Annotated in this window: 21 protein-coding genes; 15 read left to right on the top strand and 6 right to left on the bottom strand. The window is 36.2% G+C overall.

Translation table 11 applies throughout. The features are described 5' to 3' along the window. Positions 1 to 123: 123 nt before the first annotated feature. Positions 124 to 1,077 (bottom strand): DUF4952 domain-containing protein, encoded by a 954-nt coding sequence (locus A9G40_RS06235; RefSeq protein WP_065582345.1) that lies wholly within the window; start codon positions 1,075 to 1,077, stop codon positions 124 to 126. Positions 1,078 to 1,207: 130 nt separating this feature from the next. Here A9G40_RS06235 and A9G40_RS06230 point away from each other — a divergent pair, with 130 nt between their 5' ends. The 3 genes from A9G40_RS06230 to gpsA are packed head-to-tail and all read left to right on the top strand — an operon-like array spanning position 1,208 to position 3,198. After that, the gene (locus tag A9G40_RS06230) at positions 1,208 to 1,648 is read left to right on the top strand and encodes a rhodanese-like domain-containing protein (RefSeq protein WP_065582344.1); all 441 of its coding nucleotides are present in this window, start codon (positions 1,208 to 1,210) and stop codon (positions 1,646 to 1,648) included. Between the two features lie 25 nt (positions 1,649 to 1,673). Then, entirely contained in the window at positions 1,674 to 2,141 is a 468-nt protein-coding gene (secB, locus tag A9G40_RS06225; RefSeq protein WP_065582343.1) for a protein-export chaperone SecB, read from the top strand. Positions 2,142 to 2,181: 40 nt separating this feature from the next. Next, the gene (gene gpsA, locus A9G40_RS06220; protein WP_176700443.1) at positions 2,182 to 3,198 is read left to right on the top strand and encodes an NAD(P)H-dependent glycerol-3-phosphate dehydrogenase; all 1,017 of its coding nucleotides are present in this window, start codon (positions 2,182 to 2,184) and stop codon (positions 3,196 to 3,198) included. A gap of 74 nt (positions 3,199 to 3,272) precedes the next feature. On the opposite strand, the gene A9G40_RS06215 is transcribed toward gpsA, so the two are convergent. After that, on the bottom strand, positions 3,273 to 4,253 hold the full coding sequence (locus A9G40_RS06215) for an ornithine cyclodeaminase family protein (protein WP_065582341.1): 981 nt from the start codon (positions 4,251 to 4,253) through the stop codon (positions 3,273 to 3,275). A gap of 196 nt (positions 4,254 to 4,449) precedes the next feature. Between A9G40_RS06215 and aas the strand changes: the two genes are divergently transcribed. The 12 genes from aas (at position 4,450) to A9G40_RS06155 (ending at position 14,999) form a co-directional block, all read left to right on the top strand. Then, positions 4,450 to 6,591, top strand: coding sequence for a bifunctional acyl-ACP--phospholipid O-acyltransferase/long-chain-fatty-acid--ACP ligase (gene aas / locus A9G40_RS06210; protein WP_065582340.1), 2,142 nt, complete (start codon positions 4,450 to 4,452; stop codon positions 6,589 to 6,591). 15 nt (positions 6,592 to 6,606) lie between these two features. Beyond that, a complete protein-coding gene (lplT, locus tag A9G40_RS06205; RefSeq protein ID WP_065582339.1) occupies positions 6,607 to 7,794 on the top strand; it encodes a lysophospholipid transporter LplT in 1,188 nt (395 codons plus the stop codon). Next, a complete protein-coding gene (murQ, locus tag A9G40_RS06200) occupies positions 7,781 to 8,686 on the top strand; it encodes an N-acetylmuramic acid 6-phosphate etherase (protein ID WP_065582338.1) in 906 nt (301 codons plus the stop codon). The genes lplT and murQ overlap by 14 nt, the downstream gene beginning before the upstream one ends. Positions 8,687 to 8,801: 115 nt before the next feature. Further along, positions 8,802 to 9,776: a mannose/fructose/sorbose PTS transporter subunit IIA gene (locus A9G40_RS06195; RefSeq protein WP_065582337.1), complete on the top strand. Its 975-nt coding sequence runs from the start codon at positions 8,802 to 8,804 to the stop codon at positions 9,774 to 9,776. 20 nt (positions 9,777 to 9,796) lie between these two features. Further along, positions 9,797 to 10,597 carry a PTS mannose/fructose/sorbose transporter subunit IIC gene (locus A9G40_RS06190; RefSeq protein ID WP_065582336.1) on the top strand — a complete coding sequence of 267 codons (801 nt, stop codon included), beginning with the start codon at positions 9,797 to 9,799 and terminating at the stop codon, positions 10,595 to 10,597. Positions 10,598 to 10,612: 15 nt separating this feature from the next. Further along, on the top strand, positions 10,613 to 11,524 hold the full coding sequence (locus A9G40_RS06185) for a PTS system mannose/fructose/sorbose family transporter subunit IID (RefSeq protein ID WP_065582335.1): 912 nt from the start codon (positions 10,613 to 10,615) through the stop codon (positions 11,522 to 11,524). 137 nt (positions 11,525 to 11,661) lie between these two features. Then, entirely contained in the window at positions 11,662 to 12,027 is a 366-nt protein-coding gene (locus tag A9G40_RS06180; RefSeq protein WP_065582334.1) for a DUF956 family protein, read from the top strand. 269 nt (positions 12,028 to 12,296) lie between these two features. Beyond that, a complete protein-coding gene (gene rpsP, locus A9G40_RS06175) occupies positions 12,297 to 12,545 on the top strand; it encodes a 30S ribosomal protein S16 (RefSeq protein WP_034900786.1) in 249 nt (82 codons plus the stop codon). A gap of 23 nt (positions 12,546 to 12,568) precedes the next feature. Next, a complete protein-coding gene (rimM, locus tag A9G40_RS06170; protein WP_065566336.1) occupies positions 12,569 to 13,099 on the top strand; it encodes a ribosome maturation factor RimM in 531 nt (176 codons plus the stop codon). Between the two features lie 16 nt (positions 13,100 to 13,115). Beyond that, positions 13,116 to 13,868: a tRNA (guanosine(37)-N1)-methyltransferase TrmD gene (trmD, locus tag A9G40_RS06165; RefSeq protein WP_065582333.1), complete on the top strand. Its 753-nt coding sequence runs from the start codon at positions 13,116 to 13,118 to the stop codon at positions 13,866 to 13,868. Positions 13,869 to 13,899: 31 nt separating this feature from the next. Next, positions 13,900 to 14,250, top strand: a complete 351-nt coding sequence (gene rplS, locus A9G40_RS06160; protein WP_034913735.1) for a 50S ribosomal protein L19 — start codon at positions 13,900 to 13,902, stop codon at positions 14,248 to 14,250. Between the two features lie 146 nt (positions 14,251 to 14,396). Then, positions 14,397 to 14,999, top strand: a complete 603-nt coding sequence (locus tag A9G40_RS06155; RefSeq protein WP_065566334.1) for a MarC family protein — start codon at positions 14,397 to 14,399, stop codon at positions 14,997 to 14,999. 183 nt (positions 15,000 to 15,182) lie between these two features. Here A9G40_RS06155 and A9G40_RS06150 read toward each other — a convergent pair whose 3' ends face one another. The 4 genes from A9G40_RS06150 to lysA are packed head-to-tail and all read right to left on the bottom strand — an operon-like array spanning position 15,183 to position 20,603. Beyond that, complete coding sequence (locus tag A9G40_RS06150; protein WP_065582332.1) at positions 15,183 to 16,559, bottom strand: amino acid permease; 1,377 nt, start codon at positions 16,557 to 16,559, stop codon at positions 15,183 to 15,185. Between the two features lie 54 nt (positions 16,560 to 16,613). After that, positions 16,614 to 17,720, bottom strand: a complete 1,107-nt coding sequence (locus tag A9G40_RS06145) for an alanine/ornithine racemase family PLP-dependent enzyme (RefSeq protein WP_065582331.1) — start codon at positions 17,718 to 17,720, stop codon at positions 16,614 to 16,616. A gap of 4 nt (positions 17,721 to 17,724) precedes the next feature. After that, a complete protein-coding gene (locus A9G40_RS06140; RefSeq protein ID WP_065582330.1) occupies positions 17,725 to 19,152 on the bottom strand; it encodes an APC family permease in 1,428 nt (475 codons plus the stop codon). Positions 19,153 to 19,205: 53 nt separating this feature from the next. Then, positions 19,206 to 20,603: a diaminopimelate decarboxylase gene (gene lysA, locus A9G40_RS06135; RefSeq protein ID WP_065582329.1), complete on the bottom strand. Its 1,398-nt coding sequence runs from the start codon at positions 20,601 to 20,603 to the stop codon at positions 19,206 to 19,208. Positions 20,604 to 20,610: the final 7 nt, after the last annotated feature.

Raw genomic sequence — 20,610 nt, 5'->3', positions numbered from 1 at the left:
TTTTAGTGGCTTTATAAGTAGCTATAGTAACATAAATATTACAGTTGCATCAAAACAATGCAATTAGCACCAAAATGATGCGCAAAAATGGTCGTATAAAAAATTAAAATCAATTTTTATATCCTATATATCTTCTCGCAGTGCTTCAATGCTCAAATAAAAAGTTATTTTATTCCAGTCATACTTAATTGTTTCTTCTGAACTAAATACTACGTTATACAGCATATGATCTTTAGGATTTACAAAAGATGTAGAAGGATAAACATCCGTGCCCCAATAACAGCAAATTAATTTAAGTTCACCTATTCCCATGGTGTTAGCTAAATACTGATGTGCTTGTTTTGCATATTTACCTTCAATTTTATAAATAACTTTAAGAGGTTTTCCTTGTCCTTTGTCATTTTGTATACAATCATTATATTTAAAGAAATCGGGCGCATCTGTATCAAATTCACGCAAAAAATCACGACAAGTCAAATCAGGATCATAGTAATAGTGCGGGAAATATTCTGAATGTTTGATTTTTACGTTACGGAGTTTTGTTCTCTTTAACTCAGAAATTTGTTTATTAAATTGAGTTAATGCATGTGGATTATTAGGAAATAAAATGGCAAATAAGTCTGACTTTTGCTTTGCTGAAACATAATGACTATTTGAAACAATATCAACAAACATAAAATTCCACAATTTTTCTTGCTGATTCATATATTGTGCTGCATTTACCTCACTAATCATCAAATCATGATTAAATCGATTAAAATCACGATAAGAATCATAATAAAGATCAATTGCCTTAAATACATCTTGCTTAGTGTCATATCCATTTATTATTAACCAAGCAAAAGTATTTTGTATGTAAAATCTTTTTGTAAAACTAAGATTTCTTTTCATCAATTTAGCATATTCAGCATAAGCTTGATGATAATTACCGTTTTCTAAATAATAATTAGCTAATAAAGATTCTGCTTCAATAGTTTGAGTATTAAATTTATTAGATTTATAATAATCATCAGCAAATACCTGAGGAATAATGGAAAATAAGACACACACCAAAAAGATAAGTCGTTTCAATTTCATTAGTCAATTCCTTAAAATTAAATAAATATAATTTATAAAATAGCAAGATTTTCTTATTGGTGCTGTATTTCAGTGCATAATATCGTTATAATCTCACCTTATATTGAAATGACTAGGTAATCATACAAATATGGACTTTATAACACTCGAAATACTACCTTTTGTAAAAAATCATCTTTTACTTTCTTTAGGTTGGATTGTACTGTTTGTTGCAATTATTGTGCTAACCATTAAAAGTAAACTATCTAAGGTTAAAATTATTAATAATGCTCAAGCAATCCATATGATTAATAAGCAAAATGCTGTTATCATTGATATTCGCTCTACCGATAGCTTTAAAAAAGGGCATATCACCGAATCTCACAATGTTTTGCCTATCGATATTAAAAATGCGAGTGCAAAAATAATTGAAAAATTTAAAGAAAGCATTGTTATTTTGGTTGATGAAAATGGTTTATCATCAACAGGTATAGGTGAAATACTGGTCAAACAAGGTTTCTTAAATGTCTTTACATTAAAAGACGGTATTGCCGGATGGAATGGCGAAAATTTACCACTCGTTAGAAAATAATATATTTTAAAAATAAGGTTTTATCATGACAGAACAAAACAATACGCAACAACCCGAAACACAGTTTGCAATTCAACGTATTTATACTAAAGATGTTTCATTTGAAACCAATAATGTTCCTGAAATTTTTACAAAACAGTGGCAACCAGACTTAAATATAGAATTAAACTCATCGTCACAAGTTTTAAGTGAAAATGTGTACGAAATTGCGTTACGCGTTACTGTGACTGTAAAGCAACAAGAGGAAGTGGTGTATATTTGTGAAGTGACTCAAGCAGGTATTTTTTCACTTATTGGATTCGACGAAGGTCAAATTCAACATTGTGTTGGTGCTTATTGCCCAAATATTTTGTTCCCTTATGCTCGAGAAGTTGTGTCAAGCTTAGTTAATAAAGGCACGTTTCCTCAAGTAAATTTAGAGCCAGTAAATTTTGAGGCATTATTCATTAATTATCTTCAACAACAAGCTGAACCAACTGAAACATTGCAATAATTATTGTGTTTCAGACAATTAACAATAAGTTTATTGAGTTATTATGAAAAAAACTGCTGCAATAACAGTAATTGGCTCAGGCTCTTATGGAACATCTTTAGCTATTTTACTGGCACGAAATGGGCATTCAACTTTATTATGGGGTCATAACCCAGATAAAATGACCATTTTGCAGCATGAAAGGCAAAATAGACAATTTTTACCAGATATCCCATTTCCTGATCTGTTACAAATCGAAAGTGATTTAAAAACAGCGGTTTCAGCCGCTCCAATTTTACTTATTGTGGTACCTAGCCACGCTTTTGCAAGTATTCTAACTCAAATTAAACCATTTTTACGCCAAGATACTAAAATTGTCTGGGCAACAAAAGGGTTGGAAGTAGATACAGGTCGATTACTACAAGATGTAGCAAAAGAAATTTTGGGTGATAAAGTTCCATTAGCCGTGATTTCAGGGCCAACATTTGCTAAAGAGGTCGCATCTGGATTACCAACTGCGGTAACGGTTGCATCAACAGATGAACATTTTTTAAATCAATTGCAAACATTATTCCATTGCAGTAAAAGCTTCCGCGTTTATAGCAGCAAAGATTTTGTTGGTGTACAGCTTGGGGGGGCAATAAAAAATGTGATTGCCATTGGCGCTGGATTATCGGATGGACTTGGTTTCGGTGCTAATGCAAGAACCGCATTAATTACGCGTGGGCTTGCTGAAATGATGCGATTAGGTGCAGCATTAGGCGCAGATCCTGCAACCTTTATGGGAATGGCTGGACTTGGGGATCTGGTTTTAACCTGTACAGATAATCAATCTCGTAATCGTCGTTTTGGCATATTATTAGGACAAAATAAGTCTATTGAAGAAGCTCAAAATGCCATTGCCCAAGTTGTTGAAGGATGCAAAAATACAAAAGAAGTCTGGTTGCTAGCCCAAAAATATCATATAGATATGCCAATTACTGAACAAATTTACCAAGTCCTTTATCAGCATAAAGATCCAAAACAAGCAGCTATGACATTACTTGGACGTTCACAAAAAGAAGAGCTAAAAAGCTAGTTTTATACTTAAACACGCATCTACCTAAAAAACTTTTTGATAAAAAAATCGCATTCCAGCCCAAAAATCAATTACTATAAATCCAGACCTATTCCTATTCCTTTTTCTTTTGCTTTGAGATAGATATCATAACCAATATACACATCTAGTACAGCCGTTCCAACTGTTTTAAATAGCGTAATTTGTTCCTCATTTTGTCGGCATTGTGTCGGATCGATGACTAAATCCCCCAACTCTAGAAAATCATCTTCTGATACCAGATTTTGTTTAATTGGATCAATAATATCGCCAGCCTCTGCAAATACCCCCTCTTTAGTATCAAGCACACGAATATCGGCCTTTTCAACAATACTTTGAGGGATTTCATGCATTTGTGGAGTATAAGCACCGACACCATTTATATGCGTACCAGGCTTTACTTTATCACCATTAAATGTCACCACTTTTGATGTAGTAATAGAAGTAATAATATCAGCTTGGCTAATGTCTTCATCCAAATCCTGTGAAAAATAAAAATGAGTAGAATAATGAGAAAAACGACATTTTACCTCATCAGTAAACCGCTTAGCTTTTTGTATATCAATATCAAAAATAGCCACATCTGTAAGCGGACGAACCGTTAACATTGCTTCTAATTGAGATATCGCTTGGCCACCTGTACCGATCAATACTGCACGACGAGCATCTTTACGAGCCAACAAATCCGTTGCCGCACCTTGAACAGCACCTGTTCGAAGCTGAGTAACAAAAGTACCGTCTAACAAGGCACAAACCTCACCAGTTTTTGGATCTAGCATTAACACTTGAGCAGGTACTGATGGTTTGCCTAGCTTTGAATTATCAGGAAATACCGAGACAATCTTAATTCCTACAATATCTTGATCCTTAATATGAGCAGGCATAAATAAACATTGACCTTTTTGCATATCAAAATTGATTCGCAGTGGTACATCACTATTTCCTTCAGTGTAGATTTTTAAGGCTTGTTTATCAGCAGCTACAGCATCTTTCATGGTATAAAATTTTTCAATATCTTTGGCTGTTAAAATCAGCATTTTTATTCCTTACTGGTTTTCCCAGATTTATTCTATGTTTAGTATCTATTATCTAACTTTCAAGTCAATCATTCCAATTACTTTCTAACAAAATGATTTATATAATAAAAACTAAGAATAATTACATCTCTTGTATATTTTATGTATTTTAACTATTATTACACAGTGCAATTTGGCACGCTAATAGAGAAATACGATGTTATTTAAAATATTAAAATTTTTCTTAAAGACTTTATTCCACGTCAAAATTCACGGTAATCTTGACAATTTAAAACAAAACAAGCTTCTTATTACACCTAACCATGTATCTTTTCTTGATGGCATTTTAATTGGTGTGTTTTTACCAATAAGACCCGTCTTTGCTATTTATGCAGGTTATATAAATCACTGGTTAGTCCGCTATGCAAAGCGTTACGTTGATTTTGTGCCAATGGATCCGCTTAGCCCAATGGCAATCAAGCGATTAGTACGCCAAGTTGAAAAAGGTCGCCCGATAGTTATCTTTCCCGAAGGAAGAATTACTGTCACTGGGTCATTAATGAAAATTTATGATGGTGCTGCTTTTGTTGCAGCTCGTTCTCAAGCAACGATAGTGCCTGTCTGGATTGAAGGAGCTGAATTTACACTAACCAGCCGTTTAAAAGGGCTATTTAAGCGCCGTTTATTTCCTAAAATAACGATTCATGTACTTGAACCAACTTCTATTGCTATGCCTGATGCACCGAAGGCTAGCGAAAAACGTTATATTGCAGGAGAGAAACTTCATCAAATCATGATGAATGCCCGTATGGCAAGTCGCCCAAAATTAACGTTATTTGAAGCGCTACTTGAGGCTCAAGTTCGTTATGGTATTAAATCACGTATGGTGCAAGACCCCACAACTCACGAAGCATCTTATCGTAATTTGTTAAAACAAATCATAGGTATTAGCTGCATTATTGCTAAAATTACCCAGAAAAAAGAACGTGTTGGCGTTTTATTACCTAACGCAACTATTACTGTTGCAACAATTTTTGGCTTATCGGTTAAAAATCGAATTCCAGCAATGCTCAATTATACCGCTGGCACCAAAGGGTTAATTTGTGCAATTACCGCGGCCGAAATCAAAACTATCATTACTTCACGCAAATTTATTCGCAAAGGAAAGCTTGATTATCTCCTTGATGAAATAAAAGGTGTTAAATGGTGCTTCCTTGAAGATTTACGTCAAACTTTAACCCTTAAAGACAAACTTTCTGTTTTAGTTCATCACTATATCCCACGCTTAGTTAAACATTCTCAAACAAGTGATGATGAAGCCCTAGTATTGTTTACATCTGGATCAGAAGGTAATCCTAAAGGTGTTGTTCATAGCCATGGTAGCTTGCTTGCTAATGTTGAACAAATCCGAACAGTTATTGATCCAACGCCTGCTGATCGTTTTATGTCTGCACTACCTCTATTCCATGCTTTTGGTATTACTGCTGGGTTATTTCTACCATTATTTTCTGGTAGCCGTACATTTTTATATCCAAATCCATTACATTATCGTATGGTGCCTGAAATTATTTATGACCAGAACTGTACCGTTTTATTTGGCACACCAACGTTCTTAGCAAACTATGCTCGTTACGCTCACCCATATGATTTTATGCGTTTACGTTATGTTGTTGCTGGAGCAGAAAAATTATCAGACGCAGTACGAGAACAGTGGAAAGATAAATATGGAATCCGTATTTTAGAGGGCTATGGCGTTACTGAATGCGCACCAGTTGTATCGCTGAATGTACCAATGGCATTTAAAACAGGTACCGTCGGGCGCTTATTGCCGGGTATGAGCTCAAGATTAATTCACGTCTCAGGCATTAGTGATGGCGGTAAATTGCAAGTTAAAGGCCCTAATGTGATGAAAGGCTATTTAAGGGTTGAAAACCCTGGAGCACTTGAAGAGCCAATTGCAGTCGATGAACATGGGGAGGCTAAAAAAGGTTGGTATGATACTGGTGATATTGTTGCTATCGATAATGATGGATTTGTCAAAATTAAAGGACGCTTAAAACGGTTTGCCAAAATTGCGGGTGAAATGGTTTCACTAGAAAGTGTTGAGACTTTAGCAAAAAAAATTGACCCTGATGCAATGCACGGTGCGACAGTGAAAGCAGATGTTGCCAAAGGTGAAGCGATAGTTCTATTTACTACCTCGACAAAATTAGATCGAGAGCTACTTAATCAAGCAGCTCAAGAACTTGGTATACCAGCATTAGCTATTCCTCGTGATATTCGTGTGGTTAAAGAGTTACCCCTACTAGGTACAGGTAAAATTGATTTTATTGCCTTACGAAAGATGGCTGAAGAATAAGCTAAAGGGTGTTACATGAAACAACATTCACTATTAAATAAAGGCATGGTTGCTACCATGCTGGCACAATTTTTTTCGGCATTTGCTGATAATGCAATTTTTTTTGCTATCCTTGCTTTTATTAAAAAGCTGCACTACCCAGAATGGAGCCAATCGGTATTACAAATTAGTTTTGTGGTACCGTTTATCATCCTTTCGCCGTTTGTTGGGCAATTTGCTGACAGCATGCCAAAAGGTAAGGCCATGATGATTTCAAATAGTATAAAATTACTCGGTACCGCTTGTATTTGCTTAAACATCAGCCCCTTTATCGGCTATTTTTTAGTTGGTATTGGTGCTGCCGCATACTCTCCAGCTAAATATGGAATTTTAGGCGAGCTTACCTCGGGCGATAATTTGATTAAAGCAAATGGGTTAATTGAAGCATCAACCATTGCCGCCATTTTACTTGGTTCGCTAGCTGGTGGACATATTGCCGATCTTAATGTAAGCGCATCTTTACTTATTTGCGTACTACTATATGGGCTTGCGGTTATTGCTAACTTTTTTATTCCTAAATTACCTGTCGCACGGCAAAATACTTCATGGAAACTCAATAGTATGGTAAAGGATTTTGCTAACACAGTTAAAATCATCTTTACGAATAAACTTCTTTTATTGACATTATTAGGCACTAGTCTGTTTTGGGGAGCGGGTGTTACTTTACGGTTTTTGTTGATTAGTTGGGTTCCTGCTGTTTTAAATATTCATGACAATGCAACACCAACAAATCTCAATGCGATTGTTGCTATCGGCATTGTTATTGGTGCAGGGTTAGCAAGTACATTTATATCAATTAACAACACGTTACGTTGCGTCCCTGCGGGTATCATGATGGGGATTGCTGTAATCGCCTTTACATTACAAAGTAATATAATTTCATCTTATATTTTGCTTATTGTCATTGGCGCGCTAGGCGGCCTGTTTTTAGTACCATTAAACGCTCTTATTCAGAAAATAGGTAAAGGGTTAGTGGGAGCTGGCAGTGTAATTTCTGTGCAGAATTTAATTGAGTATACCTCAATGATAGTCATGTTAGGGGGTTATACATTAGCAGTTGCGCTGAATTTGTCCGTTATTACTATAGGTGTTGGCTTTGGTAGCTTATTTGCTATCGTAATATTTTTATTATGGTTAAGGTTAAGAAAGCATGCAACAAATTAATCTTTTAGGAATGGTAACCGAAAGTCGCAATCCAAACAGTGAAAATATTGATAGTTGTTCAACGCTTGAAATACTTAAAATTATAAATAATGAAGATAAGCAAGTAGCACTAGCAGTTGAAAAAGAACTCGCCAATATTAGCTTAGCTGTTGATGCAATTAGCCAAGCTTTTTTAAATCAAGGCCGATTAATTTATATCGGTGCTGGCACTTCAGGACGATTAGGCATTTTAGATGCAAGTGAATGCCCACCGACATACGGCACATCGCCAGAACAAGTCATTGGATTAATCGCTGGTGGTCAGCCGGCTATTCTTAAGGCAGTTGAAAATGCTGAAGATAACCCTGAGTTGGCAACTAATGATCTTAAAAAAATTAATTTTAATTCAAACGACATTTTAGTTGGCATTGCTGCTAGTGGGCGCACACCTTATGTAATAGGTGGTATGCAATATGCTAAATTAATCGGCTCAACAGTGATTGGTTTATGTTGTAATCCAAAATCCCCAATGATTAATTTAGCCGATATCGCCATTACACCAATTGTTGGTGCAGAAGTAATTACTGGCTCATCAAGAATGAAGGCTGGTACGGCACAAAAATTAGTTCTCAACATGTTAACAACAGCAAGCATGATAAAACAAGGTAAAGTTTATGGAAACTTAATGGTTGATGTTGAGGCAACTAATGCCAAACTTATTGAACGACAAATATCCATTGTTATGCAAGCCACCGATTGCAGCCGAGAAAAAGCCATTGTCACATTAACCGAGAGTAACAGGCATTGTAAAACCGCTATTTTGATGATTCTTTCGGGGTTAAATGCAGAGCAAGCGAAGAAAAAACTAACCCAAGCCCATGGTTTTATTCGCCAAGCCCTACAAACAACCTAACCTTGCATTGATGAGCACATATGTCTTAAATTATTTTGTGGTGTAAACTAACCCAATATTTTCATTATATAGACTTTTATATTATGTCATTAATATAAAATTTGGAGGAAAATTTATGGTTGGAATTATCCTAGCAACTCATGGTGAGTTTGCAGAAGGTATTTTACAATCAGGATCGATGATATTTGGTGAGCAAGATAATGTTAAAGCCGTTACCTTGCACCCAAGTGATAGTCCTGAAAGTTTAAAAGAAAGGATGCTTGAAGCAATAGCAACATTTGATAATCAAAGTGAAGTGCTGTTTTTAGTAGATTTATGGGGTGGAACGCCATTTAATCAAGCCAACAATTTATGTGGAGAACATGATAATTGGACTATTGTGGCGGGTTTAAACTTACCAATGTTAATTGAAGCCTATTCTTCCCGTTTTTCAATGGAAACAGCCAAAGAAATCGCTACCGCAATTATTGAACCAAGTAAAGAAGGCGTTCGAACAACTGTCAAAATACAAGAGCAAACCGCTACCAATGCGAAGACTGCAAATACGATTCCTGAAGGAACAGTAATTGGTGAGGGTAAAATGAAAATCGTTTTAGCTCGGGTTGATTCGCGCCTATTACATGGGCAAGTTGCAACAGCATGGACAAAATCAACCAATCCTAACCGTATTATTGTTGTTTCTGATTCAGTTGCAAAAGATGAATTAAGAAAAAAACTTATTCAAGAAGCAGCACCTCCTGGCGTTAAAGCAAATGTTGTGCCAATTAGAAAGATCATCGAAGTAGCACACGATCCGCGTTTTGGTAATACCAAAGCATTACTTTTATTTGAAAATCCACAAGATGTACTTCGAACCATAGACGGCGGTGTTGATATTGATACTCTTAATATTGGTTCAATGGCGCATTCGGTGGGCAAAGTCATGGTTAATAAAGTATTGTCAATGAATGCTGACGATGTTGATACATTTGAAAAATTAAAAGCTAAAAACGTGAAATTTGATGTTCGTAAAGTCCCCAATGATTCTAACAGTAATATGGACGAATTATTGCAAAAAGCGAAAGAAGAATTAGCTCAGCAAAAGAATTAGTTTATTTAAGAGGTTATATTATGACATTATCCATTGTTGCTATCATTTTAGTGATAGTTATTGCCTTTTTAGCTGGTATGGAAGGCATTTTAGATCAGTTTCAATTTCATCAACCGTTAGTGGCTTGCTCTTTGATTGGTCTTGTCACAGGGAATTTAGAGGCTGGTATTGTGCTAGGAGGCTCATTACAGATGATTGCTTTGGGTTGGGCCAATATCGGGGCAGCGGTAGCACCTGATGCTGCATTGGCAGCCGTTGCTTCATCGATTATTTTAGTGTTAGGCGGGCAAGGTGTCGCTGGTGTATCGACTGCTATAGCCGTTGCTATCCCACTTGCTGTTGCAGGGTTATTCTTAACTATGATTGTTCGAACAATTGCCGTTCCTTTAGTGCATATGATGGATGCTGCAGCAACTGAAGGCAATATTCGAAAAATTGAATGGTTACAAATTTTAGGTATCTGTTTACAAGGTTTACGTATCGCTATACCGGCTGCGGCTTTATTATTCATCCCAGCAGAAACGGTTAAAGCAACATTAAATGCAATGCCTGAATGGTTAACAACGGGTATGGCCATTGGTGGTGGTATGGTTGTTGCTGTCGGCTATGCGATGGTGATTAATATGATGGCTAATCGTGAAGTATGGCCATTTTTTATTATCGGATTTGTCGTTGCTGCGATATCGCAATTAACACTAATCGCACTGGGTGCCTTAGGCTTCGCATTAGCATTGATTTATCTTAATCTTTCAGAACGAGGCAATTCATCAAATGGTGGTAGCAAAGGTGATCCACTTGATGATATTTTAAATGATTACTAGGCACTGGAGAAAAATATGACAAATAGAATTCAATTAAGCAAGAAAGATCGTTTAGCCGTTGCTTGGCGTTCAACTTTTCTCCAAGGATCTTGGAATTACGAACGGATGCAAAATGGTGGTTGGGTGTATTCCATGATCCCCGCTATAAAAAAATTATATTCAACTAAAGAAGATCGTGCTGCAGCACTTAAACGGCACTTGGAGTTTTTTAATACACACCCTTATTTAGCTTCTCCAGTTCTTGGAGTAACGCTTGCTCTTGAAGAAGAAAGAGCCAATGGTGCCGCGGTTGATGATGTAGCAATTCAAGGGGTTAAAGTGGGTATGATGGGACCATTAGCCGGCGTAGGTGATCCTGTATTTTGGTTTACCGTAAGGCCAATGCTAGGTGCGCTTGGTGCCTCGCTTGCGCTAAGCGGTAATATCATGGGACCTATTTTATTCTTTTTACTCTGGAATATTATTCGTTGGAGCTTTATGTGGTATACCCAAGAATTTGGTTATAGAACGGGTTCGAAAATTACCGATAATTTATCAGGCGGGTTACTACAAAAAATTACTAAAGGCGCATCTATTTTAGGCATGTTTGTGCTTGCTGCATTAGTACAACGGTGGGTGTCAATAAAATTCCAACCAATAGTATCTATCGTCAAACTAGACAAGGGTGCATTCATTGACTGGAACTCATTACCTGCTGGTGCAGAAGGTATTCAAAAAGCATTGATGCAAATGCAAAATGGGTTATCACTTACCCAAGAAAAGGTAACTACCTTACAAAATAACTTAGATCAATTAATCCCAGGACTAGTTCCCTTACTATTAACTTTCTTTTGTATGTGGTTATTACGCAAAAAAATATCGCCAATTATCATCATTATGGGCTTATTTATAGTGGGTATTATTGGTCATGTCATTGGCCTTTTATAAGCATATAAATTAGCTAAAATAGTCAAGAAAATATAAACCGTTAGAATAAAATTATATTTTTTATTAAATATCCTTTTTATCACCTTAAGTGGTAAAAAGGATGACCTTATTAGTGTGCGAAAAATGGATATCAAAAAATGGTTCAGTCCTTAAATACTAAAATAGACTTAACGATTAAAGCCACTTCTTTTACTGGATTTACCGAATATGGCAGTATAATAGTTGGTGACAAAGCTTTTGAATTCTATCATCAACATGACCCACGTAAATATATCCAAATCCCTTGGGATGAGGTTGATTATGTCGTCGCATCGGTGCTATTTGGTGGAAAATGGATACCACGCTATTCAGTTGAAACGAAGAAAAATGGTACTTTTACCTTTGCATCTAAAGAACCTAAAAAAGTGCTAAGAGCGATCCGTGGTTATATTGACGGGCAGAAGATGGTTCGTTCACTTGGTTTCTTTGATGTTTTAAAACGCGCTTTATTTCATAAAAAATAGTGGCGACAGATGATAAATGCGTGTAAATAGCCCTAAAAACAAAGTGTACTTTTTTTGTAATAATTACTAATTTTGGCCTAATGTAAATGAATGGTAATTAGTATTATTTTATCTACTCTTTTCTCATTTTGCTTTAGTCTTGCATATTCCCCCACCCACCGTCAATAAAGAGTCATTGCACTTTTTGCTAGAAAGGGTATAATTCTGGGGCTTTGATTTTGTCCATGTTGGACAGAAAAAAGATTATTTTTTTAATTTAAGAGGATGTTATGGTAACTATTCGTTTAGCTCGTGGTGGCTCTAAAAAGCGCCCTTTTTATCAAGTAGTTGTCACTGATAGCCGTAACCCACGTGATGGTCGTTTTATTGAGCGCGTTGGCTTTTTTAATCCAATTGCACAAGGTAAAGCAGAAGAATTACGTTTAGATCTTGATCGCGTAAATCATTGGGTTGGTTTAGGTGCAACTGTTTCTGATCGTGTGAATGCACTGATTAAACAAGCACAAAAAGCTGCTTAATTTAGTAATTAATAGTCACTGTAATGATGAATACTGAGAATCTTATTGTTGTTGGTAAACTTGGTTCAAGCTACGGCATTCGCGGATGGCTCAGAATTTTTTCGTTTACAGAATTGCCAGATAGCATTTTTGATTACACTCCTTGGTATATCCAGCGAGCCGGACAATGGCAAGAAGTCATTGTGGAAAGCTTCAAACCACATAATCATGATATGATTGTGAAACTCAAAGGTATTGATGATCGTGATCAAGCTAATGCATTAACCAATATTGAAGTGTTTGTTGATGCAGAAAAATTACCAGCGCTTAATAATGGTGATTTTTATTGGAAAGATCTCATTGGCTGTCGAGTGAAAACAGTTAACGGTTACGATTTAGGTCAGGTTACTGATTTAATGGAAACTGGCTCTAATGATGTGTTGGTGGTAAAAGCAAATCTAAAAGATGCATTTGGTACAACAGAACGTTTAATTCCTTTTGTTGATGATCAATTTATAAAACAAGTTGATTTAGTAACAAAAATGATTGTGGTCGATTGGGATCCTGCTTTTTAATTGGTAAGGTAAGACTATGTGGATTGGCGTAATTAGCCTTTTTCCCGAAATGTTTCAAGCTATTACCTGTTATGGTGTAACTGGTCGAGCCGTTAAAAACGGGCTGTTAACAGTAGAATATTGGAACCCGCGCGATTTTGCGTATGATAAGCATAAGACTGTTGATGACAGACCTTATGGTGGTGGTCCTGGCATGTTAATGATGGTGCAACCACTTAGGGATGCAATTCATGCAGCAAAGGCTGTTGCTGGTAACGATACAAAAGTAATTTATCTTTCCCCACAAGGGCGCAAATTAAACCAACAAGGTGTTTGCGAATTGTCCCAAAGCCAAAAGTTAATTTTGATTTGTGGGCGATATGAAGGTATAGATGAACGTGTTATCCAAACTGAAATTGATGAAGAATGGTCAATTGGGGATTACGTGTTAAGTGGTGGTGAATTACCAGCGATGACTATGATTGATGCATTAGCAAGATTTATACCTGGCGTGCTAAATCACCAATCATCGGCAGAAGAAGACTCTTTTGCTAACGGTTTACTTGACTGCCCACACTATACTCGACCTGAGGTGTTAGATGGAATGGCGGTGCCTGACGTGTTAATGTCTGGTCACCATGAAGCGATTCGTCGCTGGCGATTAAAACAATCACTAGGACGAACTTGGTTAAGAAGAAAAGATCTTCTTGCAAATCTAGCTCTGACTGATGAAGAGCAATGTTTACTCACTGAATTCCAACGAGAATACAGTGACAAACAAGGCAATTAATGTTTCAGTATAACTAGTAAGAGATAATATTATGAAAAATGCAATTATTCAGCAATTAGAACAAGAACAAATGAAGAAAGACATCCCGTCGTTTCGCCCTGGTGACACGGTTGAAGTAAAAGTATGGGTTGTTGAAGGTAATAAAAAACGTCTTCAAGCTTACGAAGGTGTTGTCATTGGAATTCGTAATCGCGGTTTACACTCAGCATTTACGGTACGTAAAATTTCGAATGGCGAAGGTGTTGAACGAGTATTCCAAACTCACTCACCAATTGTTGATTCAATTACTGTGAAACGTCGTGGTCAAGTGCGTCAAGCTAAACTTTACTACTTACGCGAACTTCGTGGTAAAGCAGCTCGTATTAAAGAGCGCCTTAACTAATTTTTGTTGATTATCAATAAAAATATCGGATTAAGATGGTCACCTTTGTGGTGACCGTTTTTATATATAATGAAAATAATTTCAATCCAACAATAACTAGTTGGCAAAATTAAAGCAATTTTTTAAATAAAGTAAAAGGTAGTGCAATGGTTGATTATATTTTTGCGATTCTCTCAACAACAGTAAAATTGTTTGCATTAATGACACCACCTGCCGTTTTGAGCGCATTTCTAAGTGGTACAAAGCAATATGATGAACAGCTTAGGAGAAAAATAGCACTAAAAACTTCATGTGCAGTATTTATTATCGGTATTGTACTATTCTTTTTTGGCAATACCATGTTTAGCGTTTTTGGATTTACCCTTGATGCATTTCGAATTGGTTCGGGGGCATTACTGTTTATCACTGCGGTATCACTAATGAACGATTCGCCAGAAAAAAACAAAATCAATAGCGATGATGATATCAGTGTTGTTCCACTAGCCATTCCACTATGTATGGGTCCGGCATCTATTGGTACTATCATTGTGATGGGCACTAGCTCAATTGGCGTTGTACCGAATTTGATTGGTGCAATTTCGTTGCTTGTTGCCTCAATGGGTATTTATATTATGTTATTGTGCGCTAAAAGCATTGCAAAAGTATTAAAAAATACTGGAATTGCGATATTATCAAAGCTAACGGGATTACTCATATCAGCTATTGCTGCACAGGTCGTTTTTACAGGTATATCTGCTTTTTTAAAATAAACATTAGTTTTAATTTTTTGATAGTACGATAATAACAATATTGAGATATAAAAATAGTATTTAGCTAAACCAATTTAAGTTTTATTAATTCTTAATAGTATGTAATCACTAACAATAATAAACCTTGAATTAGTGATTACATAATTAAGCAATATACAATTAATTATGACTTATTGAAACAACTCATTTTTTATAGAAAAAATAAGATATTAGAATTATCACAATTAATATTATTTCAGAAAGTAAAATAAAATAACCTGACTCACCAAACCAAACGCCAACAATAATCACAACATTAACGATGATAGAAATACCAGCCAGCCAAGGAAATAGCGGTGATTTAAATTTTATCATTTCTTTTGAATATTTGCCGCTATTTACACCCTTACGAAATTGATACTGACACAAAGCAATAATAATCCATGCAAAACAGCCTACTTGTCCGGTTCCTGCTACTAAATAAATATACAATTTTTCAGCGGCAATATATTTTGAAAATAATGAAACTAACGCAATAACTGCAATAAATAAAATACCTTTTGTAGGCACGCCTCGTTGATTGACTTCGGAAAAGTATTTTGGAGCTAAATTATCTTGCGCCATAGACCATAGCATTCTTGAACTGGCATAAATGGCTGAATTCGTTGCTGATATTGCTGCACAAAAGATCACAAAAAGCATCGCATACGAAGCAAATGTAATTCCCGCTTTATTAAATACCCACACAAATGGACTAATTTCAGAATGCACTGTTCCATACGGGTAAACGAGAGCTAATACAGCAATAGCTAGGATATAAAATAGAATAATACGGAAAGCCACACCAGTAATAATTTTGGGTAACACTGACTGTGGAGATTGCGCTTCGCCAGCTGCATTACCAATTAATTCAACTCCTTGAAATGAGTAAGTCACGATAGTCATACACACAAATATGGCTAAAAAGCCATTAGGAAACCAGCCATTTTCTGTTTTGAATGTTGGTAAAACATGAGTTTCGGTATACTGATGATAAAGTAAATAAATTCCTACCCCAATAAAAACAATAATCGCGAGTACTTTAATGGTTGAAAACCAATACTCACTTTCACCAAATGCACGAACAGATGTTAAATGTACTGAAGTAATAACAATTAGAATTAACAAACTAAAAAGATAAATAGGAATTAAAGGGAAGGCTTGGTGAGCAATCATTGAGGCGGCAGTTAAATCTGCAGCCATAGACAATACCCAACTTAGCCAATACAGCCAACCTATGGTATAGCTCCAAATTGGATTTGGGATAAACATCAACGCATAGTGTTGAAATGAACCAGCATGAGGAAATGCACAAGAAAGTTCACCTAAACATAGCATGGTTGAAAGCATTATACTTCCCGCCATTAAATAAGCAATAATGGTTCCTAATGGACCAACGGTGCTCAGTGGAGCTGCAATACCAATAAATAATCCGGTACCAATTGATCCACCTAATGAAATCATCAACAAATGACGATTTTTTAAGTTCTTCTTTAAATTACTGCTGGGATAAGGGCTTTCTTGTGATTCAGATGTTGTCATATAAACCGCCTAGTAATTAATAAAAACTGCTGGTTGCCCAGCAGCTAACACAAATTAATAAATAAACCGTTTTTCTACACCATTAGTTTGACAAGCCATTAGCAAGGCAGTGTAATCGAGTTCAAATCCAATCATATCGCCAACACGAAGAGTTTGAGTAACATCTTCAATGTCGACCAACGTATGATCACTGGTTTGACCCAATATAGTAATATCATCATTGATAGGTATACAACTTTCTGCCGGCACATCTTGACGCCCAAAAGCCAGCAAGGCTCGTTTACGTATACCATGATCAACAAAGGTTTTACTATTTAAAAAAGCATCTACACCTAACTCGCCAACAGGAACTGTCGGCTTACTATTGAGCTCAATAATTTGCGCGTAAAACTTATATAAATTACTGCACGCTTTATCGACAGGTTTGTTGGAATGATGAAATTCATCAAGGTATTTCATATCCACATATTCAATACCGAACTCATGCAAACCGCCAATTCTCAAATGATTCAGCCCTTCTGGCCAAATACCTTTATCCAACAGGTGGTAACTAGTACAATTACCAGCTGATAAATATTTTATCTTAATATGACAAGATTGCTCTACTTTACGTGCTATGTGTAAAAAATCCACACCATTTTTAACCGTTGGTAAAACAGTACCATAACAGTTAAAATTAGTACCAAGCCCATAAAGCTCAACACCCGGTAACGATAGAATGAGTTTGACAGTATCGATAATATCATCCACATGTTCAAACCAAATACCTTCTCGCAAATCACCCATATCAACCATTAATAATACTTGATGGACTTTTTGCTGTTTTACCGCCTCATCAGAAAGTGCCTTAATCACTTGTTTTTCGCTGTTTAAGCTAATATCAGCATATTTCACAACATCACTAATCTCACTTAAACAAGGGCTACGCAATAAACAAGTTTTACAATTTAAAGCATCTTTAAGCTTCTTCAAATTGTAAGTTCTTGACTCGGCAATCACATCAATACCGCCATCAAGCACGGCTTTAGCAGTTTCAACACAACCATCAAAAACTTTATTAACCGCCATTACTTCAATGCCGTGTTTAGCAAGTAGCTCTTTTTCAACACGAGCATTGTCTCTTAATTTACGTAAATCAATTTCTAATATAGGTTTGTACATAATATTACTCCTCTATATCTTTAACTTGTTGCAAACGATTACGTTTTTGTGCTCGATAATAGATCCATTCAGCTAAACCAATGGCAAGCACTGCACCACCAACGATTTTAGCAATATACTCAACATATCCCCCCATATCGATTTGCGCAGGTGGAATAAATACTAATATCACAGCAAATAGAGTAGATAAGAACCCAAGTGCTGGTAATACAACTGGCATCACTTCACCCGGAATCTTAAAGCTACGTGGCACATCTGGTTGAGCAATACGCAAACGATAGTACGCAATAAACATCACTAAATAAGGAATAAAGTAACAAATTGTTGTTAACGCGGTTAACATCCAATATGCAGCTGCAATACTTGGTGAAACGAAAGTTGAAAAACAAAGTACTGTTACAATAATCGCTTGAACAATTAAAGCAAAAGCTGGTGTTTGATATACCGGGTGTAAACGACCGATACGTTCACCAAGCAAATTATCTTCTTTTGATGCTTCTTGTAACATATAGATAGGACCAACTAACCATGAGTTAATTTGACCTAACGCACCAAAGAATAAACAAATTGCCATTACTGGTAATAACCAAGGCATATGTAACGCTTTTGCCGATACTTCCATCGCTTGCATTACACCTGCAACAATATCAGTATCTTTTGCTGGCAATAAAGTATTAATTGCCCAAGTACCAATCATATAAATACCCACAATCACAATAGCTGAAACAACCATCGCTTTAGGGAAGTCACGTTGTGGGTTACGAGTACGGCCAGCAATCATTGGTGCCACTTCAAAACCAGCAAACGCAAACATCATGCTTGATAAGAAAACAATAGTATCCCAACTGCTTAAATCTGGAACCCAATCACTAACATGGCTATAATCCGTTGCCATAGAGTGACCAGTCATTAACCATACAATCGCTAATAACACAATAATACCGGCAGGAATAAACACACCTAACCATGCACTAACACTGTTAATGATTTTAGTCCACTTCATGCCTTTAATATTCATTAATGTTAAGATCCAAAATACCACCATGGATCCCACCCCAATAAACACCTGATTTTGGGCCAACTCAGCACTAAACATATAGCCAATTGCCGTAAAGCCAAATTGCAACATTAATGGGAAGAAAAGCACACAAGAAAACAAGAAACAAACAACTACTATCCAGCCAACTCGTTTACCAAATGCTTCTTTTACCCAAACAAATATCCCACCATCTTTTGGCCAACCAGTAGAAAGTTCACCACAAACCATCGCTAATGGAAAAAACAAACAAAATGCAGCAAGTAACCAAAGCACCATTGCTGACGCCCCATATGGAGCAACATTGGGAATCTGACGTAAACTTAGTATCGCAATGACATTCATAAACACAATGTCTTTGATACCAAGTAAACTTGAATCTTTAGAATCACTCATAATAACCTCGTATTATAATATCTGGAGCATAAAATGCCCCAGATAATTGATGATTAGTATATGTCGTATCCAACCATATCTTCGTAAGTATCTTCACGACGAATTAATCTATCTTTGCCGTCTTTATCGATCATGACAACCGATGTGCGAGGACGATTGTTATAGACTGTTTGGCTTTCAATGGTATAAGCACCTGCATCTAAGAAAGCAACAATATCACCAACTTGCGTGTCTTTTGGCATTAAGAACTCTTCACCTTTCACGCCAATATGGTAATAGTCGCCGCCATCACATAAAGGTCCTGCTAGCTTAATGTATTCGTCATGTGCTTCATTGATTTTTGAAGCATTATAAACATAGAAGAACCAATCAAAATGCTGGCTATCAGATAAAACGCTATAGCCTGCATCAACAAATTTCCATTCAACATGCTCTTCAATGTTGCCGTCTAAATCGTAATTGGTTTTACGTTTTTCACAGGCAACTTCAGTTACAAGTACTCCCGCTGAACCAGTTACTTTACGACCAGGTTCAATACAAATTTCAACATCGGTGCGCCATTTGTGTACTTCGCTAATTACTGCATCAGCAAAGTCTTGTGCGGTTATGCCTGCATACATATTATCTTGCAATGGATTACCATTTTCTTCGTCATATTTATATGGAACAGGAATCCCACCACCAACATTGATTAAATCAAATTTAATGCCAAGTACTTCTTCTAAACGTCGTGATTCATCAACTAATACTTTAGTTGCTTTTGCAAAAGGTTCTGCTTCAGGCACTTGATCCCCAACATGCATATGTAAACCACGTAAATGTACATAAGGCATATCCAGAATTCGACGGCAAGTCTCTTCTGCTTGTTCTAAATCGATACCTGATTTAGCATGATAAGCCGTTACTAATTCTGCATGAGTCGCTGATGGCACATTCGGTTCAACGCGCACACAAACGTTTGCTACTTTTTTCAAACGTGTTGATATTTCATCAATAATATCAAGTTCATATAAACTATCGACATTGATGATATACAGATCATTTTGGATTGCAAATTCTAAATCCACTGGTTTTTTTACCACGCCGTTAAACACAATTTGGCTACCACTAAAGCCTATTTCTAAGCATTTACGCACTTCAAACATCGAGTTTGCTTCGGCATAAATACCTGCATCTTTAATCGCCTTAAGCACCCCCATAACTGAGCAGGTTTTTGAGGCATAGAAGATTTTTGTATTTGGATGAGCCTTAAATGCACCTTTTATTTCTTGAACATTGCGATCAATTTCTTTCTCAGAAAACACATAAAAAGGAGTTGGATATTTTTTGGCTAATTCTTCTAAATTAACCCCATCAAAACATAATTTGCCATTTTGAGCACTAAAGCGACGATCTTTTGTTACAAGATTAGTACGTAATTTGTTATAATTTGACATAATTGAGTCAGACATATGACCT

The organism is Gilliamella sp. Nev3-1 (genome assembly GCF_001690435.1).
Classification (GTDB): Bacteria; Pseudomonadota; Gammaproteobacteria; order Enterobacterales; family Orbaceae; genus Gilliamella; species Gilliamella apicola_C.
This window is presented reverse-complemented; position numbering and strand designations above follow the sequence as displayed.

Excerpts from the sequence above, each read along its gene's own strand:
- A9G40_RS06140 (WP_065582330.1), bottom strand. The coding sequence starts at position 19,152 with ATGAGTGATTCTAAAGATTCAAGTTTACTTGGTATCAAAGACATTGTG.
- rpsP (WP_034900786.1), top strand. The coding sequence starts at position 12,297 with ATGGTAACTATTCGTTTAGCTCGTGGTGGCTCTAAAAAGCGCCCTTTT.
- A9G40_RS06215 (WP_065582341.1), bottom strand. The coding sequence starts at position 4,253 with ATGCTGATTTTAACAGCCAAAGATATTGAAAAATTTTATACCATGAAA.
- secB (WP_065582343.1), top strand. The coding sequence starts at position 1,674 with ATGACAGAACAAAACAATACGCAACAACCCGAAACACAGTTTGCAATT.
- A9G40_RS06180 (WP_065582334.1), top strand. The coding sequence starts at position 11,662 with ATGGTTCAGTCCTTAAATACTAAAATAGACTTAACGATTAAAGCCACT.
- lysA (WP_065582329.1), bottom strand. The coding sequence starts at position 20,603 with ATGTCTGACTCAATTATGTCAAATTATAACAAATTACGTACTAATCTT.
- A9G40_RS06150 (WP_065582332.1), bottom strand. The coding sequence starts at position 16,559 with ATGACAACATCTGAATCACAAGAAAGCCCTTATCCCAGCAGTAATTTA.
- lplT (WP_065582339.1), top strand. The coding sequence starts at position 6,607 with ATGAAACAACATTCACTATTAAATAAAGGCATGGTTGCTACCATGCTG.
- A9G40_RS06185 (WP_065582335.1), top strand. The coding sequence starts at position 10,613 with ATGACAAATAGAATTCAATTAAGCAAGAAAGATCGTTTAGCCGTTGCT.
- A9G40_RS06155 (WP_065566334.1), top strand. The coding sequence starts at position 14,397 with ATGGTTGATTATATTTTTGCGATTCTCTCAACAACAGTAAAATTGTTT.
- trmD (WP_065582333.1), top strand. The coding sequence starts at position 13,116 with ATGTGGATTGGCGTAATTAGCCTTTTTCCCGAAATGTTTCAAGCTATT.
- A9G40_RS06145 (WP_065582331.1), bottom strand. The coding sequence starts at position 17,720 with ATGTACAAACCTATATTAGAAATTGATTTACGTAAATTAAGAGACAAT.
- rimM (WP_065566336.1), top strand. The coding sequence starts at position 12,569 with ATGATGAATACTGAGAATCTTATTGTTGTTGGTAAACTTGGTTCAAGC.
- A9G40_RS06190 (WP_065582336.1), top strand. The coding sequence starts at position 9,797 with ATGACATTATCCATTGTTGCTATCATTTTAGTGATAGTTATTGCCTTT.
- aas (WP_065582340.1), top strand. The coding sequence starts at position 4,450 with ATGTTATTTAAAATATTAAAATTTTTCTTAAAGACTTTATTCCACGTC.
- A9G40_RS06235 (WP_065582345.1), bottom strand. The coding sequence starts at position 1,077 with ATGAAATTGAAACGACTTATCTTTTTGGTGTGTGTCTTATTTTCCATT.
- A9G40_RS06195 (WP_065582337.1), top strand. The coding sequence starts at position 8,802 with ATGGTTGGAATTATCCTAGCAACTCATGGTGAGTTTGCAGAAGGTATT.
- A9G40_RS06230 (WP_065582344.1), top strand. The coding sequence starts at position 1,208 with ATGGACTTTATAACACTCGAAATACTACCTTTTGTAAAAAATCATCTT.
- murQ (WP_065582338.1), top strand. The coding sequence starts at position 7,781 with ATGCAACAAATTAATCTTTTAGGAATGGTAACCGAAAGTCGCAATCCA.
- rplS (WP_034913735.1), top strand. The coding sequence starts at position 13,900 with ATGAAAAATGCAATTATTCAGCAATTAGAACAAGAACAAATGAAGAAA.